16 protein-coding genes are annotated in these 19500 nt (G+C 69.4%); 8 read left to right on the forward strand and 8 right to left on the reverse strand.

Annotated features, from left to right (window positions below; translation table 11 throughout):
* Positions 1-67 precede the first annotated feature (67 nt).
* A complete protein-coding gene (locus tag OG246_RS12125; RefSeq protein WP_266459932.1) occupies positions 68-1456 on the reverse strand; it encodes a CapA family protein in 1389 nt (462 codons plus the stop codon).
* Positions 1457-1822: 366 nt separating this feature from the next.
* On the opposite strand from OG246_RS12125, the gene OG246_RS12130 reads away from it, so the two are divergent.
* The gene (locus OG246_RS12130) at positions 1823-2173 is read left to right on the forward strand and encodes a hypothetical protein (protein ID WP_266459935.1); all 351 of its coding nucleotides are present in this window, start codon (positions 1823-1825) and stop codon (positions 2171-2173) included.
* 69 nt (positions 2174-2242) lie between these two features.
* Here the strand turns inward: OG246_RS12130 and OG246_RS12135 are convergent, their stop codons facing one another.
* Both OG246_RS12135 and OG246_RS12140 read right to left on the reverse strand, forming a co-directional pair.
* Complete coding sequence (locus OG246_RS12135; protein WP_266459938.1) at positions 2243-3757, reverse strand: CehA/McbA family metallohydrolase; 1515 nt, start codon at positions 3755-3757, stop codon at positions 2243-2245.
* Between the two features lie 177 nt (positions 3758-3934).
* Positions 3935-4579 carry a hypothetical protein gene (locus OG246_RS12140; RefSeq protein ID WP_266459948.1) on the reverse strand — a complete coding sequence of 215 codons (645 nt, stop codon included), beginning with the start codon at positions 4577-4579 and terminating at the stop codon, positions 3935-3937.
* Positions 4580-4833: 254 nt separating this feature from the next.
* On the opposite strand from OG246_RS12140, the gene OG246_RS12145 reads away from it, so the two are divergent.
* Positions 4834-7422 carry a bifunctional FO biosynthesis protein CofGH gene (locus OG246_RS12145; RefSeq protein WP_266459951.1) on the forward strand — a complete coding sequence of 863 codons (2589 nt, stop codon included), beginning with the start codon at positions 4834-4836 and terminating at the stop codon, positions 7420-7422.
* Positions 7423-7518: 96 nt separating this feature from the next.
* Positions 7519-10914, forward strand: a complete 3396-nt coding sequence (locus tag OG246_RS12150) for an ATP-binding protein (RefSeq protein WP_266459954.1) — start codon at positions 7519-7521, stop codon at positions 10912-10914.
* Here OG246_RS12150 and OG246_RS12155 read toward each other — a convergent pair.
* Positions 10893-11105, reverse strand: a complete 213-nt coding sequence (locus OG246_RS12155) for a DUF397 domain-containing protein (RefSeq protein ID WP_266459957.1) — start codon at positions 11103-11105, stop codon at positions 10893-10895. The two genes, OG246_RS12150 and OG246_RS12155, sit on opposite strands and share 22 nt — an antisense overlap.
* Complete coding sequence (locus OG246_RS12160; RefSeq protein ID WP_266459965.1) at positions 11102-11929, reverse strand: helix-turn-helix transcriptional regulator; 828 nt, start codon at positions 11927-11929, stop codon at positions 11102-11104. The genes OG246_RS12155 and OG246_RS12160 overlap by 4 nt, the downstream gene beginning before the upstream one ends.
* A gap of 126 nt (positions 11930-12055) precedes the next feature.
* Between OG246_RS12160 and OG246_RS12165 the strand changes: the two genes are divergently transcribed.
* The 4 genes from OG246_RS12165 to OG246_RS12180 all read left to right on the forward strand — a co-directional run bounded on the left by OG246_RS12165 (position 12056) and on the right by OG246_RS12180 (position 14286).
* Positions 12056-12508 (forward strand): ATP-binding protein, encoded by a 453-nt coding sequence (locus OG246_RS12165; RefSeq protein ID WP_266459967.1) that lies wholly within the window; start codon positions 12056-12058, stop codon positions 12506-12508.
* A 312-nt stretch (positions 12509-12820) separates the two neighbouring features.
* Complete coding sequence (locus OG246_RS12170; protein ID WP_323178292.1) at positions 12821-13579, forward strand: helix-turn-helix domain-containing protein; 759 nt, start codon at positions 12821-12823, stop codon at positions 13577-13579.
* Positions 13580-13681: 102 nt separating this feature from the next.
* Positions 13682-14029, forward strand: a complete 348-nt coding sequence (locus OG246_RS12175; protein ID WP_266459972.1) for a DUF6247 family protein — start codon at positions 13682-13684, stop codon at positions 14027-14029.
* Entirely contained in the window at positions 14026-14286 is a 261-nt protein-coding gene (locus tag OG246_RS12180; RefSeq protein WP_266459974.1) for a hypothetical protein, read from the forward strand. The genes OG246_RS12175 and OG246_RS12180 overlap by 4 nt, the downstream gene beginning before the upstream one ends.
* A 72-nt stretch (positions 14287-14358) precedes the next feature.
* Here OG246_RS12180 and OG246_RS12185 read toward each other — a convergent pair whose 3' ends face one another.
* The 3 genes from OG246_RS12185 to OG246_RS12195 form a co-directional block, all read right to left on the reverse strand.
* Positions 14359-15204 (reverse strand): winged helix-turn-helix domain-containing protein, encoded by an 846-nt coding sequence (locus OG246_RS12185; protein WP_266459977.1) that lies wholly within the window; start codon positions 15202-15204, stop codon positions 14359-14361.
* A gap of 397 nt (positions 15205-15601) precedes the next feature.
* Positions 15602-15985, reverse strand: coding sequence for a peptidase inhibitor family I36 protein (locus OG246_RS12190; protein WP_266459979.1), 384 nt, complete (start codon positions 15983-15985; stop codon positions 15602-15604).
* 159 nt (positions 15986-16144) lie between these two features.
* Positions 16145-16675, reverse strand: coding sequence for a DUF2165 domain-containing protein (locus OG246_RS12195; protein WP_266459982.1), 531 nt, complete (start codon positions 16673-16675; stop codon positions 16145-16147).
* 104 nt (positions 16676-16779) lie between these two features.
* Here OG246_RS12195 and OG246_RS12200 point away from each other — a divergent pair, with 104 nt between their 5' ends.
* Positions 16780-19404: an ATP-binding protein gene (locus OG246_RS12200; RefSeq protein ID WP_266459985.1), complete on the forward strand. Its 2625-nt coding sequence runs from the start codon at positions 16780-16782 to the stop codon at positions 19402-19404.
* Positions 19405-19500 lie beyond the last annotated feature (96 nt).

The raw sequence follows: 19500 nt of genomic DNA on the forward strand, positions 1-19500 counted from the left end.
TCGTTCGCTGACTGCGGGTCGGTTGTGGTTGCTCGCGCAGTTCCCCGCGCCCCTAACGGGGCACTCCTTATAGGGCGTTGTAAGGCTCGCCGCTTGTTCGCCACACGTCGGCCAGGATCTCGCGGGCCTCGCTGCCCGCCGGCTCCAGGAAGTACGGCACGTGTCGCGTCCCGATCGCCACCGGCAGCAGCCGGGCCGCCATCGCCTTCGCTCCCCAGAACACCAGCTCAAGGACCACGCCCTGCTGGACCTCGCGGGAGAAGGTCATGTCGAAGATGAAGTTGCCCAGTGAGTGGGCGACGAGTGCGCCCTTGTACAGCTCCATGCCCTGCACCCAGTGCGGATGCGAGGCGATGACCGCGTCGGCGCCCGCGTCGACGAGCCGGCGGGCCACCGTGTGCTGGGCCGCGACCGGGCGGTGCGTGTACTGCTCGCCCCAGTGCGGGCAGACGACCACCACGTCGGCGCGGGCGCGCAGGGCGCGGACCGAGGTTTCCAGCGCGGCCAGGTCGGAGGCGGAGAGGGGGCCGGTGCGGGGCGGCATCCGCAGCCGTACCGCGCCCGCGCTCGTGGGGCCCGCCGCCGGGGTCTCGCCGATCGCGTTGAAGACGAGGATTCCGAAACGTACGGCTCCCACGCGCACGATGGCCGGTTCGCGGGCGGCGGTCAGGTTCTCGCCCGCGCCTACGGTCGTGAACCCGGCGGACCGGGCGCTGCTCACCGTGCGTCGCAGGGCCTCCGCGCCGAAGTCGCCGAGGTGGTTGTTGGCCAAGGTCAGGACGTCGAAACCGGCCTCGCGCAGGCCGGAGAGGGAGGCCGGGTCGGCGGCGAAGGAGTCGCCGCCCTGGGTGGCAGGCCCCGCCCGGGACAGGGCGCACTCCAGGTTCCCCACGGTCAGGTCGGCCGCTGCGAGGCGGCGCGCGGTCCGGGAGAAGGGGAGCGCCGGGTCGCCGGACGCGGCGATCTCGATGCCGACCCGCCGGCCCAGCATGATGTCGCCGGTCCAGAGAGTCGTGGCGACCGCGCCCGGACCGGCCTCCGCGTCGACCGTCACGGGGTAGCCGCGCGGGTCCGTCACGGGGTCGCGGCCGTCGACGGGCAGCGCCGCGACGCCCGGGCCGAGCGCGTCCGCCCGTACTACGGCCACCGTGTCGGGGTCGCGCTGTACGGCCAGTACCGCGTCCGTGTCGGAGGGCGCGGAGGCGCCGGAGTCCTCCGCGTGCGGTCCGCGGACCACCCGCGCGACCCCGCCCGTGCCGCCGAGTTGCTGCCAGGTCAGCTGTCGGCCGGACCGTACGTGGCCCAGGAGCGCCGGGTCGGCGGACAGGCCTGCGGCCCGTGTCGGATGGACGGCAAGGACGAGCGGGAGCCGGGGAGGGGCAGAAGGGGACGGTACGGGCGAGGGCCTACTCGGCTGTGGTCGACGGTCCGGGGAACCGTCGGCGCATCCGGTCATCGCCGCAGCGGCCCCCCATGCCAGTACCTCCCGCCGTGACCGCATTCCCACGGAGCACCTCCTCACATGGCCAAGGTAGCCCTGGCGGCCTTCAGCCGTGGGTCCGCTTGAGGGGCGCGGAGGAAGGTACCGAAGGTGGCCGGGTCGGTCGAGAGTGGACGTGTGGGTGCGGCAGCGTCGGATTCGGCGTTCTGTTCAAGTTGCTTGCCGTCCTGGCTACTTGGGGACACATAGAGTCGGGTTGGAGCTCAACGAGCGGTGTCCGTTCGTCCGTCGGCAGCGCGGGCGAGGTCGAACTGGGACGCCGTGAAGTCCTGGTGACGCCACAGTCGGCTTCCCCTGCCGTGCTCGGACATGGAGGAGATCGTGAACCCGCAGACGTTCAAGGGCTTCAATGCCAAGGCCACGTTGTACGACGACCGGATCGAGATCGAGTGGGACCTGCTTGCCAGGATCGGCGGCGTCAAGGGGTCCGTCGTCGCTCTGACCGATCTTGTCCAACCGGTGTCCAAGCCTCCCACCGTGTGGGTCAACGGTTACGTCTACCTGGCGACAGACGCGGACCCCGCGCACCTGAGCTACTGGGCGGACCCCCCGAAGTGGAAGATCGGCAGACAGTCGCAGCTGATTCTCTTCAACTGGTTCCAACGCTCGAACCAGGCGGCATTTCTCGCCGCCCTGGACACGGCCTGGCGCGCGGTACGCACGGAGAGCTGAGTGGCGAGGAAGGGGCGCCGCCGGAATCACCGGCGGGATCCCTTCCATGCTGCCCTCATACAGCCAAGGTCAACGCCCCAGAAAGATCGGATTCGTGAACGCCGCCAACGCTCCCGGCAACGGCGCGAGCACCACCTCATGGCGCAATTCGGCCCGTACGTACGCCGCGTACGAAGCCGTCGTACGCCACTCGACCGTGCCTGAGCCGTCCACCGGCAGTGGGTCGCTGGTGAACAGGACGCTCTGGTCGGTGACGAAGCGGACCGTGCAGCGGGGGGCGCCGGTGGCCTCCAGGCGGATGGTGACCGGGGTGTCCTTGTCGACCTTCAACCGCTCGCCGATTCCCGCGTGTTCGCCCTTCGCGCCGGACGCGGTGAAGGCCAGCGACACCGACTGGGACTCGGCCACGTACGAGCGGCCCGCCCGGATGCCCTCCTGGACGGCCTCGCGGGTCAGGTCGTCGGCGAGGACGACGGTCTGGGGGCGGCCGACCGGGTCGGGGTCGCGGTGGGCGTCGCTGTTGCCCATCGCCGGGATCCAGTCGCGGCCCTCCCGCACCGAGGCGACCAGCATGCCGTCCCAGTCGGCGAGGGCGACCTCGTCGTCGGGGGTGTACGCGCCGTTCCACACCTCGACCGCGTCCGCCTCCCCGAACCCGAACTTCCAGTTGCAGCCGATGCAGGTGGCGTGCGGGTGGGCGGGTACGACGAGGCCGCCGGAGCGGCGGATCTCCCGCGCGTACTTGCCGAAACGGTTGTCGCGGGCGCGGTAACGCCAGTCGATGAAGGTGCCGGGGTCGGTGCCGAGGGCGAGAACGTGACCGTTGCGCGTCGTGACCTCCTCGCCGAGCATGATCAGCAGGTCGTCACCCGCCTGGTCCGCCCAATGGGCGTGCGCGGAATGGGTGTTGTGCTCGGAGGTGTTGATGAAGTCCAGGCCCGCGGCACGGGCGAGGGCCGCGATCTCGGCCGGGGTGCGGCGGCCGTCGGAGTACCAGGAGTGCAGATGGCAGTCGCCGCGGTACCAGGCGCGGCCCCTGCCCTTGGCACGCGCCGGCGGGTACGTCGGCTTCACGGCGGGACTCGGCTCCCCGTACGCGAGCGTGATCGTGATCTCGTACGGCAGTCCCTGCGGAGCCACGGTGTACGGGCCGAGGGCGATGTGCCAGGTGCCCTCGCGGACCGGTCCGGGGAGGTAGCCCGGCGTCGCGTCGTCCGCGCGGATGAAGAACTCCGTGCGGGCGCCGCCCGACCAGCCGCGGAAGCCCTTGCCGCCCAGTGCGGTGCCGCGTTCGTCGAAGATGCCGATGTCGAGGGCGTTGCCCTGCGTGCCGACCGGGACGGCCGGTTTCTCGTAGGAGTACGCGACCTTGAGCTCCCGTACCCCGGCCGGGACTTCCACCGGTAGGTACACGAAGTCCGGCGAACCGGTGGGCAGCGTGCCGCGCACCGTCCTCGTCTCCAGCTCGTTCGCCGCTTCCGCGTCGTACCCGGGTGAGAAGGTCACGCTTCCCAACGTAAGCGCAGCGGTCGCTCCCGTCACGATCAGAGCGCGTCTGCCTATGCCGTGGTCGTCCTCACACATGCTGCTGCTCCCAAGACGTCGTGAGTGACATGGGTGGTGGGGGGATGGCGTGCGGGTGGCATGTACAAGGCTTCTATCCGGCCGTGAACTGCGGTGCAAGGGAAGGGGATGGACAGCTTTCGGTCAGACGCAGAGTTTTAGACGCAGAGTTTTCGCTCGGACGCGGAGGGAGTGCCCTCAGCTCTGCGTGCCCTTCCAATAGGGCGGGCACTCGGTCCTGGCGGCCTCGGCCCAGTTGCTGTCGATGATCTTGCGCATGCGGGTGAGCTCCGTCCCGCTGGAGGCGTCCGCCTCCAGGTCCTCGCGGACCGGGACCACGAGGAGCAGATGCTGCCCTTTGCCGAAGGGCTCCTCGACCTCTGCCACGGTCGGATCGACCAGGTCGAGTTCGATCGTGCTCCTGCCCCGACCGGGCTTGATCCAGTCGTCGACGGCGAAGGTGAGCAGGACCCGGCCCGTCCGCGGAGCCGGACGTACGTCGAGTACGTCACCCTCGACGATGAGGCGTGCGCAGGCGATGCCCTCGGCGTAGGTCTGGCCCACGCCGCCTTCGTCCGCTGCAGCACCGGCCGTACCGGACCGCGTGTCGCGGAACCAGCCGCCGTTGGTCAGCAGGGCCGCGCACAGGACCCCCGCGGCCAGCGCGCCGCCGATGAGGGCGTGGCGCCGGCGCCGGTGGGACGCGCGCTCGGGCGGCCGTACCCGGGACGGGGTCGCGGAGGGCGCGGGCGGAGTCACCGGATCCGGGCCCGCCACGGCGTCCCCGATCAGCGCGAGGGCGGCCCGAAGCCGCTCCTCCTCCCATGCCGTCGGCTCCGCCATGTCAGATCCCCCCACGTTGCCCAGTCCGGTTCGCAGCGCCGCCACGGCGTGGTGCGGCCGGCTCCCACCGATGTCCCTGGCCGCCCCCCTCATCACCCCTACGACGGAGCCGCCCTCCGGGACGTTCACCGGACCCGCGACTGCTGCCTACGTGCCCGGAGCCGCCGGTTCCAGTGCCACCGTGTAACGACCTGCGGTGCGGGACGAATCGGGCACTCAAGTCAGCCGTGATCGCCCGAACGTATGCTCAATGGATGACGACTTCCGCGACCTCCGGAACCGGTCCCACCGAGAACTCGCTGCGTCGCGCCCTCAAACGTGCCCGTGACGGCGTCGCCCTCGACGTCACCGAGGCCGCGGTGCTGCTCCAGGCCCGCGGCGCCGACCTCGACGACCTCACCGCGTCCGCGGCCAGGGTGCGGGACGCGGGCCTGGAGGCGGCGGGCCGCCCCGGTGTCATCACGTACTCGAAGAGCGTCTTCATCCCGCTCACCCGCCTGTGCCGGGACAAATGCCACTACTGCACCTTCGTCACGGTCCCCGGCAAGCTGCGCCGGGCCGGCCACGGGATGTTCATGTCCCCGGACGAGGTCCTCGACATCGCCCGCCGCGGCGCGGAACTCGGCTGCAAGGAAGCGCTGATCACCCTCGGCGACAAGCCCGAGGACCGCTGGCCCGAGGCGCGCGAGTGGCTGGACGCGCACGGGTACGACGACACGATCGCGTACGTACGGGCCATCTCGATCCGCATCCTGGAGGAGACGGGGCTGCTGCCCCACCTGAACCCGGGTGTGATGTCGTGGACGGACTTCCAGCGGCTGAAGCCGGTGGCCCCGTCGATGGGCATGATGCTGGAGACGACCGCGACCCGCCTGTGGTCCGAGCCGGGCGGTCCGCACTACGGCTCGCCGGACAAGGAGCCCGCCGTACGACTGCGGGTGCTGGAGGACGCGGGCCGTTCCTCCGTCCCGTTCACCAGCGGGATCCTGATCGGGATCGGGGAGACGTACGAGGAGCGCGCGGAGTCGCTGTTCGCGCTGCGCCGCGTGTCCCGCTCGTACCACGGCATCCAGGAACTGATCATCCAGAACTTCCGCGCCAAGCCGGACACGGCGATGCGCGGTATGCCGGACGCCGAGCTGGACGAGCTGGTCGCCACCGTCGCCGTGGCCCGGCACATCATGGGTCCCGCCGCCTGCCTCCAGGCGCCGCCGAACCTGGTGGACTCCGAGTACGGGCGGCTGATCGGTGCGGGGATCGACGACTGGGGCGGGGTGTCGCCGCTGACGATCGACCATGTGAACCCGGAGCGTCCGTGGCCGCAGATCGACCTGTTGAAGTCGGAATCCGCGACCGCCGGCTTCGAACTGCGTGAACGCCTCTGTGTCTACCCGGAGTTCGTGCAGCGCGGCGAGCCGTGGCTGGACCCGCGGCTGCTGCCGCACGTACGCGCGCTCGCCGACCCGTCGTCGGGGCTCGCCCTGCCGGACGCGGTCGTCGAGGGGCACCCCTGGCAGGAGCCCGAGGAGGCGTTCACTTCGTCCGGGCGTACGGATCTGCACGTGTCCATCGACACCGAGGGCCGTACCGGCGACCGCCGCGAGGACTTCGACCTGGTGTACGGCGACTGGGAGTCGCTGCGGGAGGCGGCGGCGCCCGGGATGGTGCCGTCGCGGATCGACACGGACGTCCGGGCCGCGCTCGCGACGGCCGCCGACGACCCGACCCGCCTGACCGACGACGAGGCCCTGGCACTGCTGCACGCGGACGGCCCCGCCCTGGACGCCCTCTGCCGCATCGCCGACGACGTCCGCAAGTCGGTGGTCGGCGAGGACGTCACCTACATCGTCACCCGGAACATCAACTTCACCAACGTCTGCTACACCGGCTGCCGCTTCTGCGCCTTCGCCCAGCGCCGCACGGACGCCGACGCGTACACCCTCTCCCTCGACCAGGTCGCCGACCGGGCCCAGCAGGCGTGGGACGTCGGTGCGATCGAGGTCTGCATGCAGGGCGGGATCCACCCCGACCTGCCCGGGACGGCGTACTTCGACATCGCGCGGGCGGTGAAGGAACGTGTCCCCGGGATGCATGTGCACGCCTTCTCCCCCATGGAGGTGGTGAACGGCGCCACGCGCACCGGCATGTCCATCCGCGAATGGCTGTCGGCGGCGAAGGAGGCGGGCCTCGACTCCATCCCCGGCACCGCGGCCGAGATCCTCGACGACGAGGTCCGCTGGGTCCTGACGAAGGGCAAGCTGCCGACAGCGACGTGGATCGAGGTCGTCACCACGGCCCACGAACTCGGCATCCGCTCCTCGTCCACGATGATGTACGGCCATGTCGACCAGCCCCGCCACTGGCTCGGCCACTTCCGCACCCTCTCCCGCATCCAGCAACAGACCGGCGGCTTCACGGAGTTCGTGACCCTCCCGTTCATCCACACCAACGCACCGGTGTACCTGGCGGGGATCGCCCGCCCCGGCCCGACCATGCGCGACAACCGCGCGGTCATGGCCATGGCCCGCCTCCTTCTCCACCCGCACATCCCCAACATCCAGACCAGCTGGGTGAAGTTGGGGACCGAGGGCGCGGCGGAGATGCTCCGCTCCGGTGCGAACGACCTCGGCGGCACGCTGATGGAGGAGACCATCTCCCGTATGGCCGGGTCGAGTTACGGGTCGTACAAGTCCGTCAAGGACCTGATCGCGGTGGCCGAGGCGGCGGGGCGCCCGGCGAAGCCGCGTACGACCCTGTACGGCGAGGTGCCGGAGGAACGGCAGCGGGCGGCGGCGGCTTCGGACGGGCATCTGCCGGAGCTGTTGCCGGTGTTGGGGGATTGAGGGGGGCGGCACCGCCCTACGGTGGAACACTGTCCGGCAGGAGCGGATGGGGTAACGGGGGAGGGGGAGAGGTCCTTGGTCTCGTCGCGGCCGTCCATGGAGGATCTTGTACGTCGCCGTACGCGCGCCGGGTTCGTCGGCAGGCAGGCCGAACTCGACGCGTTCCGGAGCAACTTCGACCATGCACCTGACGACGTACGGCACCGGTTTCTTTTCCATGTCCACGGCGACGCGGGGGTCGGCAAGACCCAGCTCCTACGGCAGTTGAAGCAGGTGGCCCAAGAGCAGGGCGCGGTGACCGCGTACGTCGATGAGGCCGTCGGCAGTGTCCCCGAGGCGATGGCGGTGCTCTGCGCCGAATTCAAGGCGCAGGGACACCGGTTCAAGGACCTGGACCGGCAGCTCGCCGTGCACCGTGAGCGGCGTCACGAGGTGGAGTCGGCCTCGGCCGAGCTCCCCGAGCCACACCAGGACGTCCCGTCCCCATCGGCGGGCAGTATGACGGCGGCGCGCATGGGCGTCGCCGGCCTGAGCTTCGTTCCGGGTGCTGCTCCTTTCGTCGGGGCCCTTGATCCGGCCCAGCTGGCGCAAGGCGTTGACAGGCTGAGGGCAGGGCTCAGCGCGCGGCTGCACAACCAGGATGACGTGCAGCTGGTCCTCGCTCCGGAGCGGGTCCTCACACCCTTACTGCTCGATGAGCTGAGCCATGTGGCGGAGAACGTGCCTTGGGTGGTTCTCTTCTTCGATACGTACGAGATGACAGGGCCGTTCCTCGACAGCTGGCTGCACGATGTGGTGACCGTCGGGCGGTACGGGTGGCTCCCGACGAATACCGTGGTGGTGACAGCCGGACAGCGCTCACTGAATGCCGCCCGCTGGAGCGGCAGCATGAGTCTTGTCGCCGATGTGCCGCTCGAACCCTTCACGGAGGACGAAACGCGCGGGCTGCTCGCGATGAAGGGTGGCACGGCGACACAGCCAGTCGTGGACGAGGTGCTGCGGCTCACCGACGGACTGCCCGTACTTGTCGACTTCCTCGCCGAGACGCGGCCCGCCAACCCCGAGGACGTGAGCGACCCGAGCGCGACGGCCGTCGACCGGTTCCTGAAGTGGGAACAGGACGGGGACCGACGCACCGTCGCGGTGATCTGTGCGTTGCCGCGGGTGCTCGACGCGGACGTCTTCCAGGCCGCTGTGGGGTGTCCGGAGAGCGAAGCAACGCAGCTATATGGGTGGTTGAACGGGCTCACCTTCGTGCAGCTCCGGGGTGGGCGGGTTCAGTACCACGGTGTCGTGCGGTCCCAGATGCTGCGCTGGCTTCGGCAGCAGTCGCCGCGCGCATGGAGGGAACGGCAGGAACGGCTCGCAGAGACGATCGGTGCGTGGCGGCGGGAGGCGGAAGCCGGCCTGGTCAAAGCTGAGTTGTGGGGCGACGAGGGGTGGCGTGAGCTGCGGCTGTCCGAGTCGTACCACTTGCTGTGCTCGGGGCGGCGAGGGGTGCTTCCTGATGTACTTCGGGATGTCGTCGACGCGCTTGACGAGGACGAGGCTGTGGGGCGCAGATGGGCCCAGATGCTGCTGGAGGCGGGAGAGGACGCGGATGCGGTGGCGCTGGGGACGTGGGGCCATGAACTGCTGAGTGCGCTTGAGAACGAGGGGACGATCGGCGCGCTTGGCCTGCTGATCGACCGGGCCGGGTTCGACGGCCCCGCACAGGCCTGGGCGCGGGCGGTGCGGGGGAGGGATCTGCGGGAGAGCGGGGAGCTGGAGCGGGCCGTCGCCGACTACGACCGGGCACTCGACCTGGATCCGGAGCTGGATCGTGCCTACTACGGGCGAGGGAGGACTCGTCGGAAGCAGGATCAGTACGAGGAAGCACTCGTTGACTTGGATTGTGCTGTGCGGCTTGTTCCCACGGATGCCGAATACCTGGAGGAACGGGCCTTTGTGTACTGGTGCATGGACCGGCATCCCGAGGCGGTCAGCGACGCCGACAGGACGATAGAGCTCGATGCGACGTACATCCTCGCGCACGTTATACGGGGAGACTGCTGCAAGAGTCTCGGCCGTGAAGCTGAAGCCCTGGAGAGCCTCGGTGCGGCTCTTCGACTCAATCCCGATTCCGCATCAGCGCTGGTGATCAGAGCAAGTGTGTGGGCTCAAGTGGGAGACTGTACTCGGCAGATGGAGGACTTGAACCGGGCCGTTGAAGTGAACCCGGACTTCCGTACCGGTGCCTTCGAACGGGGTGAAGCCCTGCGCTTGGCGGGCCGGCATGAAGAGGCCCTTGCCGACTTCGACCGTGCTATTCGGCTCGATGACAGTTATGCGAAGGCCTATGCGAGTCGCGGCGTGGCGTACAGCAGTCTCGGCCGGGACGATGAGGCCCTGGAAGACCTGAACCGGGCTGTGGCGCTCGACGGGGACTATGTCTGGGCTCTTGTGCAGAGGTCATTCTTGAGGCGCGAGCGAGGCGAGCACGTTGCCCAGATGGCTGACTTGGACCTTTCTGTTGAGGCGGCTCCGGATAGCGGATGGGTGGCTTACTGGCGCGCTGAGGCGCTACGCCAAGCGAGGCGGTACGAGGCTGCCGTGGCCGACTACGATCGCGCTATTCGGGAGGACGACAACGACGAGTTGGCGTACGCGGGGCGCGGTGTGGCCCATGCCCTCCTCGATCAAGGAGACCAAGCGCTGGCCGACCTGAGCAAGGCGCTCCACATCGACGAGAGTTGGGCTTGGGCGCGAGGTGAGCGCGCCAGGGTTCTCCGCTGGCTGGGGCGATTCGAGGATGCGATGGCCGACCTCGATCAGGCTGTCGAACTGGGCCTGAACGAGGCATGGTCGGTGCGGGAGCGATTCAGGGTGAACTTGGCTATGGGGCGCCTCGAACAGGTCGGTGCCGATGTCTTGCGGTACCTGGAACTCACAGAGGAGCAGACCGCGGGGCAGTGCATGCTCGCTGCATTTCATCGGATACAGGGTCGGCCAGAACAGGCCCTGGCTGTGCTGGGCGAGATCCGGATGAATGGAGAATTGGACAACGACCTATTTCACGAACTTGCCATCGTCAACCTAGTGTTGAAGAACTGGACTGCGGCGCGTGCGTCGAGTGAGCGACTGCGTGCGGAGGACGACGATATACACAGGGTATTCGTGCAGGCGTTGAGCGTGGCCGGTCAATATGGGTGCGCCGCAGCTCACGCACTGTGGCGAGAGGTGGACCGTCTCTCCACCGACAGTAATCTTGGGGCGAGTGACATTGCGTTCTTCCGGGTGATCAGTTCCGCGGGCCTTGCTGACTGGTCCGCCGTGGACGTCTGGCTTACGTCCGCAATGTCTTCGGCTCCCGGCTGGGACGACCTTGCCGACCTCGCTGACGTCCTCACCATCCTTGTCGACAGCCACGGCGCCGACCGTTCCCGCTTCGCCCCCCGGCTGGCCGCGGTCATCGTCGCGCGCAACGCGATTCAGGCGCGGTACGCGGTGTAGGCGACGAACTCGCTCCATGAGGCGCCCGCGAAGGCGAGCCGCCCGCCCTGCGCATCCTTGGAGTCGCGTACGTGGACGGTGCCGGGGGAGGGGGCGACCTCGACGCAGTCGGAGCCGGCCTCGTTGGTGCTGTAGCTGCTCTTGAACCACTGCAGCTCGGAACCGTCCATGGCACCGGAGTTGATGTTCACTTTTCTCCCAGCAGTTTCTCGATGAACGCCAGCGACTCCCCAGGCCGGAGAGCTTCCGCCCGGATGTTCCCATACTGCATCTCCAAGGACTGAACTTCCTTGGGAGCGGAGAGGAGCCGGGTCACGTGCTGTGCCTCTGTGTAGCCCAGGGTGGCGCCGTTCCTCAGTTTGAACAGCCGGAAGGATCCGCCGAGTCCGGGATGGTTCTCGATGTTCATCGGCATCACCTGGATGGCGATGTTCCGCAACTGGCCGACCTCCAGCAGATGTTCGAGCTGGCGGTGCTGCACCATTCTCCCTCCGTCGGGCCGCCGGAGAGTCGCCTCTTCCAGGACGAAGCTGAAGACGGGATGGGGCCGCGCGGGGTCGATGATCTCCCGCCGCGCCATCCGTGCGGAGACCTCCCGCTCGACAACCTCCTCGGAGTAGAGGGGCCGCCGCATCCCAAAGAGCGTCCGCATGTGCTCCTCCGTCTGCAACAGCGCATGGATCGTGTGCGTGTTGTACGCGCCCATCTCGACGGAGTCGGCCTCCAGCTTGGTCAGATCCCGCAGGTTCTTCGGATACCGGGCCTCCTCCACATCCTTCTTCATCGCCGAGATCTTGCCGCCCGCGCCGAGTAATTCATCGGCCCTGTCCAGAAACTCCGGCTTCGGCACGCGCCGTCCGCGTTCCACGGACGACACCTGCTCCTCGCTGTACCCGATAGCCGCCCCGAGCTCCGCCTGCCGCAGCCCCGCGGCTTCCCGCCACAGCTTGATCTGGCGGCCGACCGTCCGGAGCCTGCCGCTCGACTCGTCGTCGTACTCGATGTCCGTCTCCATGCCCACCTGACTCTCACACTAAGGGCCGGACAGCCTCGGGTCGCATCCGTACCGCACCCGGACAGTCACGCTGCGTACCGCCTCCACCGCTGTTCAGGGTAGCCACGCGCGGCCACGCTGAGTGACGTGAACAACAGAATCCGTGCGACCGCCCAACCGACTGTCGCCACCCGCTACTTCACGGTCCTGCTCTCCTCGACCCGTCGCGGTGCCCGCCTCGCCCGACTCCTCACGGAACGCCAACTCGCTGAATGGGGCGCCGAGTCCGAGCCCGCGCTGCACGTCGTCGCCGAACTCGCCGCGAACGCCGTCCTCCACGGCCGCGTACCGGGCCGGGACTTCCGGCTGACGCTCGCCATCGGGCCGCCGGGGTGTCCGGACACGCTGCGTGTCGAGGTGGCTGACGCCCGGGGTGACCGGATCCCGCGTATCAAGGATCCGGTCGGTGACGGTGGGGAGTCGGGGCGCGGTCTAGCGATCGTCGCGGCGTACGCGGACCGCTGGGGTGTCGTCGACGGCCCGGGGCCCCGCTGCAAGACGGTCTGGGCCGAGGTGACTCCGGATCGTGGGGCGTTGTGACCCGGTCGGGCCCGACGCCAAAGAAGAAAGAACCGGGGGAAAGAACCAAACCCCACCCCACCCAGCCCGTCTCCCACCGCACCCCTGGTCACTCGGACGAGTGATCACGGCCAATTCGGCTGGCGCCAAGGCGAATTGATCGGGCAGCGTCGCTCCCGACACACAACCGCACATGAAACGGCCCCCGCCGGGACTGCAATCCCGAACGAGGGCCTGATCACCCAGGAAGAAGAGACCTTCCCGATGACTGAGCAGCACTTTAACGCGCATGCGCGCGCCCGGTCCGCCCATTCCCACCTCGGAGTTGGCCACATGGACGAACGCCACAACGAAGAGTTCACTGTTGTCGGAAACCATCTGGCCCAGCATCCCGATCTGTCGCTGACGGCGATCGGCTTGGCCACCCACATCCAGTCGCTCCCGACCGGAACCCTGGTCGGAATCAAGGCCCTGGCGGCGAAGTTCCCAGAGGGTGAGACGCGGATCGCCGCCGCCCTGCGGGAGCTGGAGCAGCACGGTTACCTGTCGCGCACCAAGGAGCGCCTGCCGTCGGGGCGGATCGTGACGCGCACCATCTCGTACAACAAACCCCAGACCCGTACGGCCCGTTCGGCCCCCGCGCCCCGCCGCGAACCGGCCCCGGAACCCAAGGAGCCGGAACATCCGGCCCCGGCCAGGTCAACTCCCGCGCCGGGCAGCCCTGACCTGCCCACGCACCGCACCGCCCGCGACGTCCTTGCGGGCCTCCGCATCCGCGACCCCCGTCTCCACCTCGCCGAGGCAGACGTACGCCGCCTCGCCCCCGCCGTGGCCGCCTGGCTTGAACGGGGTGTCACCCCGGACGACGTACAGCGAACTCTTGCGGCAGGGATGCCACGGGAGGGCGTACGTCATCCGGCGGGCTTCCTGGCCCACCGCCTCACCGCCCTGCTGCCCCCACCCCTGCCCACCCGGCCGGAGGCCGCCCGCCCCGACCCTCTCCAGAACTGCGACGGCTGCGACCGTGCGTTCCGCGCCCCGGGTCCGGGCCGCTGCCGGGACTGTCGCCCGGCCCGAGCGGCAGCGGCGTAGGACATGGCGGAAGTGAGTCACGTGACCAGTGCCGTCTCGGCCGCTCACCGGGGCCGCCGCCGGTACCGTACGAGGAGCGCCCCACCCGCACCGGAGGTCACCGTGAGTGCTCAGAGCGACGGCCCGTACGGACCACTGATCCCCATGCCTGAGCTCACCCCTGACGCACTGCGAGCGGCGGTCGCCCGGATCGCCCCCAGTCGGATTCCGGCGCTCACCCAGCACCTCTTCGAGGCGACGACGAACGCGCAGCAGACGCAGAGTCTCGCGCCGCTGCGGGCCTTCGTGCACTCGTGGGCCGTGTTCGTGGCGATCGAGCGGCACCCGCAGCGCGCCGCCCGCCTCCACGAACTGGAGCGGATCGTGGACGCGGGCGAACAAGAACCGGCCAAGGCCATCGCCGAGATCCGCGGGATCCGGGCGGCGGCCGAGGCAGAGGCGGGTCTGTGACGGACTGGTCCTGGGACTACAACCCAAGTGCCGAATACATCACCGAAGGGCTGCCGCCCGGAGTCGTGGCGGAGGTCGAACGGCTCGCGACCGAGTTGGCCGCGCTCGGGCATGACGCCGTACGGGTCGGCAGGCCTGTGGACAAGGAGGGCGGACTGCGTGAGTTCGACCTCCTCGGTGGTCGGGGGTTCATCAGTTTTCTTGCAGTGCCACGACACGAATGCGTCTATGTCTGCAACGTCACCTGGTACGGCTAGGTCTTCGCGACCGGACTTTCCGGCGGCCCGGCCATCCACCGCCGGCACGGCGATGTGGGCCCGTTCGACTCGCTAGACGGACATCACAAGGCGCCCGTCCAGCAGTGCCAGTCCGAGTGGGGTGAGAGTGTGCAGGACTGCCTTGCCCGCTCGGGAGGTGCTGAGCAGGCCCGCCTCTCGTAGGACGCCGGCGTGGTGGCTGGCGGTGGCGGGGGAGATCTTCACGCCGTGGGCGAGTTCCGTGGTCGTCATGCCATGGGCTGCGACTGACTCGAGGATCTCGGCACGGCTGTGGCCGAGGAGCGCGTTCAGGGGTCGGGGCCGCACGTGTCCGGTCCCGGGCGTCCCCGGCGTTCCGGGCGCAGCCTCCAGGGTGGTGTCGTGTGTCATCGGGTAGACCAGGACGCACGGCAGCGTGGGATCCCTGAGCAGTGTTGGTTTCCGCCAGCAGAAATACGACGGGAGTACGAGCAGTCCGCGTCCGTCAAGACGGATGTCGCGGTCGGTGCGCAAGCCGGTGATTTCGAGAACCGGCGGCTGCCAGACGAGCCCGGGGTGCAGCGTGCTCAAGAACCCGCCGAGGTTGCCATTGGCCAGAGACCGGCTGTGGACGGAGCGTTCGGTGTCCAAGCGGGCACGGATGGAACCCCACCAAGGAGACAGCGCAATCCAGATGTACGTCCGGAGCGTGCGTGCGAGGTGAGTGATGGCTTCCTTGTCGCCGTCGGCGAGTGACCTCGACCAGACCGGCAGCCGTCGGCCTGTACCGGACAGTTCCAGCAGGTCGCGTCGGAGGCGTCGGCGCGGAGTGGACAGCAGAGCGCCGATTCCCGCGTCCAAGCCGCCTGCGCCGCCGGTCGGCGTGAGGAAGTCCGCCGAGTAACCGACGGGCGGCGCGAGGCGGAGTAACTCGCGCACCGGAGTATCTGGAGCGTGCAGTTCGCGGCGTACCGCGCGCCGCCAGCGGCCGAAGCATCGTTCGTCTGAAGCATGTGCATGCTGAGCAGCGCCTCCCACATGGGATCCGGGGCGTGTGCCAGCCGGATGTGCGCCAGGTCGTCGTCGGTGAAATGAATGCGAACCACCATGTGAACCATCCCCGTTCGGCACGGTGGCGCCCACGTGCACTGTGTTTCCGCGCCTCATTCCATAGTGGGAAAACGGTGGGGACTGCAGCCACCGGGCTGGCGCACATTCACAGAGTCGGCACTAATGGGACCGTTTGCGTCCGTATACGTCGACGATCACGCCGGATGCGGCACGCACCGGATGCGGCGCCACCTGGCCGGTGGCGCCGCAGACCGAAAGATCGTCCTCAACACTCCGTGACGGAGGTGACCTGGTCGCGGACGGGTGAGGCCACGTCGAAGGCCTGGCCGTCCAGGACCACCAGGAGCTGGTTCCGGTAGTTCGAGTCCGAATACAGGCACCAGTCGTCGCCGGAGATGTTCTTCACCGACCACACGTGGTCGTCGAGGCCGCCTGTCAGCACGCTCAGGTTGGAGGCGCCGTCCGCCAGCGAGTAGTGCGCGCCGTCGCCCTGCGTGTCGTGGTAGATGCAGAACTCCGACGGGTCGCACGGCCAGGTGGCCGGGTCCGAGGCCGCGGCCGCCTGAGCGGACGTGGGCACCGCGAACATGGCGGCGGCTCCGAGGATCGATGCCAGCCCCATGGCGAGGTGACGATTACGGATGACCATGGTGTTCTTCCTTCCCCGTGATTCGTCCGGCACGGTGGTCGACCCGCGCCGGTCAAGCAGAACCAGTCTGGAGAGGGAACGTTTGCGTGCGCGCCTCCATTCGACCTGGGTCGAATGGTGCGGCGGGTGTCGGCGATTGCCGGTGAGTGCTGGGGAGTGCTAGTCGGTGGTACTTGAGCCGGGCGCGGTCGCCCGCGCGCCGAACGGCAGATTGATGACGACCAGCACAACCCCGCTCAGCAGGAACACCCGCATCGCGGCGTCCAGTCCGTTCCAGTCTCCCGACTGCCACATGACGAACCACTCGCCGCCGATACCGATGAAACCGGCGCCGAAGAGAAGCAGGAGCATCAGCAGGCCGAGGGTGGAGACGGAGCGGGCGCGGGTGTGGTCGCGGCGGGTCCACAGGAAGGTGCCGGCGATGAGGACGAGGGCCGCGAGGGTCTCCCAGGCGATGATCGCGATGTACGCGGCGTCCTGCCAGGTGCGTGACGTGATGGCCCGCCACATGAGGTCGTCGTCCTTGAACGTCGTGTCCATCGCGAGGACATGGCGGACGAACTGCTGGTTGGTGCCGAAGTCAGTGATGTTGCTGAAGGCGACGAGGGAGATGTAGAGCGCGACCGTTGCGGTGAGGAGGGTGTAGGTGAGGTGGAGGACGGTGGAGTGGGGGGTTCTGGATACAGGCATGATCCCAATATGGCCCTGTGGGACGGTCAACAACCATGCCTCTTCAGGTGGGTTGGGCCAGACTGGAGCCGGTCCGGGCAGGCGATTGCGGAGGAGACGGGCGGATGGTGCGGGCGCGGCCCTCGATGCGGGAGCTGATCACGGGCCGCACGCGGCGCGGGTTCGTCGGGCGGGGTGCGGAGCGCGCCGCGTTCCGGGAGAACCTCGAACTGCCGCCGGAGGACGAGCGGCACCGGTTCCTGTTCCATGTGCACGGCAACGCGGGGGTCGGAAAGTCCTTCCTGGTACGGGAGTTGGAGCAGCTTGCGCGGGAGCGCGGGGCGCTGACCGCCTACGTCGACGAGATTGCGGGCAGTGTGCCCGAGGCGATGGCGGCCATCAGCGACCGGTTCGCGCGGCAGGGGCATCGGTTCAAGGAACTCGACCGGTTGTTGGCCACGCATCGGGAGCGGCGGCACGAGGCCGAGTCGACGGTCGTGGAGACCGGCGAGACGCTCGGACCCCAGCCCTCGGCAGCCGGCATGACCGCCGCCCGCGCGGGACTCGTCGGGCTGGGTCTCGTGCCCGGCGTCGGCGCGCTCGCCGGAGCCATCGATCCCGCCCAACTCGCCCAAGGAGCCGACCGGTTGCGCGCGGGGCTGAGTGCCCGCTTCCGCAACCAGGAGGACGTACAGCTGGTGCTGTCGCCCGAGCGCGTCCTCACACCCGTCCTGCTCACCGAACTCGCCGACGCCGCCGACGCGGCCCCCTGGCTCGTGCTGTTCTTCGACACGTACGAGCGGACCGGGCCCTTCCTCGACGGCTGGCTGCACGACGTGATGACGACGGACCGGTACGGCGGCTCGCTGCCGGCCAACACCGTGGTCGTGACGGCCGGGCAGCGGGCCTTCGACACCGCCCGCTGGGGCGGCTTCGCGGACTTTGTTACGGACCTCCCGCTTGGGCCTTTCACGGAGGCCGAGGCGAGGGGGCTGCTCGCCGACAGGGGCGTGGTGGCCGAGCCGGTCGTGGAGGAAGTGCTGCGGCTCACGGGCGGGCTGCCGGTGCTGGTGTCCACGCTGGCCGAGGCACGGCCCACCGACCCCGACGACATCGGCGACCCGAGCGCGACGGCCGTCGAACGGTTCCTCAAGTGGGAGCAGGATCCGGTACGTCGGGGGGCCGCCCTCGCCTGCGCGCTGCCCCGGCGCCTCGACGCGGACGTGTTCCGGGCCGCCGTGGGCTGCCCGGAGGAAGAGGCCGAGGCGCTGTTCGGCTGGCTGCGGTCGCTGCCCTTCGTCAGCGACCGCGGGGACCGGGTCCAGTACCACGACGTCGTACGCGCCCCGATGCTGCGGTTGCAGCGGCGGCACTCCCCACGGGGGTGGGCGGAGCGGCACGCGCGGCTTGCGGAGACGTTCGGTCAGTGGCGGGACGAGGCCGAAGCGGGCGTGGAACAGGAGGAGTTGTGGGGGGACGCGGCATGGCGCGAGCTTCGGCTCGCGGAGTCGTACCACTTGCTGTGCGCGGGAGCGCGGGCCGCGCTGCCGGTGGTGCTGCGGGACTTCGTCGACGCCTGCGACGCCGGTGACGTCTCCGCCCGCCGCTGGGCCGTGGCCATGGTGGAAGCGGGCGAGGACGCGGACGCGGAGGCAGTACGGAAGTGGGGGCGCGACCTGCTGGGGGCGCTCGGCGAAGGCGGGGTGGTGACCGCGCTCGGGCTGCTCCTCGACCGGCCCGGAGGACTCGACGAACCGCGACAGGCGCTCGCCCGGACGGTGCGGGGCCGCGCGCTGCGGCACAGCGGCGCGTACGAGCAGGCGGTGGCGGAGTACGGCCGGGCCATCGCCCTCGATCGGGAACTGGCGCGGGCCTACCGCGGCAGGGCGTTCAGCCGCGGCGGCCTCGGCGACTTCGAGGCGGGGATCGCCGACCTGGACCGGGCCGACACGCTCGCACCCGACCATGCCGAGACCGTCTCCCTGCGCGGCGAGTACCACCGCGCCCTGGGCCACGACGACGAGGCGGTCAGGGACCTGGACCGGGGGATCGAGCTCGACCCGTCACACCATTTCGCCTGGGCCTCCAGGGGAGCCATCCGTCAGACACTCGGACTGCTCGACGACGCTCTCGCGGACCTGAACCGTGCGCTGGGAATCAGGCCGGACTACCCCTTCGCGCTGATCCGCAGGGCCCGCGTGTGGCGGGCTCTCGGCGAGCAGGAACGCCAGATCGCGGACCTCGATCACGTGGTCCGCCTGGATCCCGACGGGACCTGGGGCTTCGGCGAACGAGGAGACGCCCTCTGCTCCGTGGGCCGCTACGAGGAGGCTCTCGCCGACTTCGACCGGGCCATCCAACTCGACAGCGCCTACGCGTCGGCCCACGCGAGCCGGGGTGCCTGCCTCGGTGAACTGGGCCGGCTCGACGAGGGCCTGGCCGACCTGGACCGGGCCATCGCACTCAGGCCGGGATACCCCTGGGCGCTGTGGAAGCGGGCGGAGATCCATCTCCAACAGCGCGACTACGTAAGGGCGTTGGCCGACACCGACCTGGCGGTAACCTTCCAGCCCGACAACGCGGAGATCCTCGTATGCCGGGCCCGGGCGCTGATCGGCGTGGAGCGGTTCGCCGAGGCCCGTGCCGACCTGGACCGCGCGGTCGAACTCATCCGGTCCATGTCGCCGGAGTGGGCCGGCCTGGCTCCACTCCTGGACCGGATCGACGCGGCGCAACGGGATGCGCGGTAGTCCCCAGCCCACCTTCGGCACACCTCACCGCACCGGCAAACCCCACCGAACGCCGGTCAAAGGTGATCAGTGGGTTCACATTTCGCATAACGTTCC

The organism is Streptomyces sp. NBC_00620 (assembly GCF_026341825.1).
Taxonomy (GTDB): Bacteria; Actinomycetota; Actinomycetes; order Streptomycetales; family Streptomycetaceae; genus Streptomyces.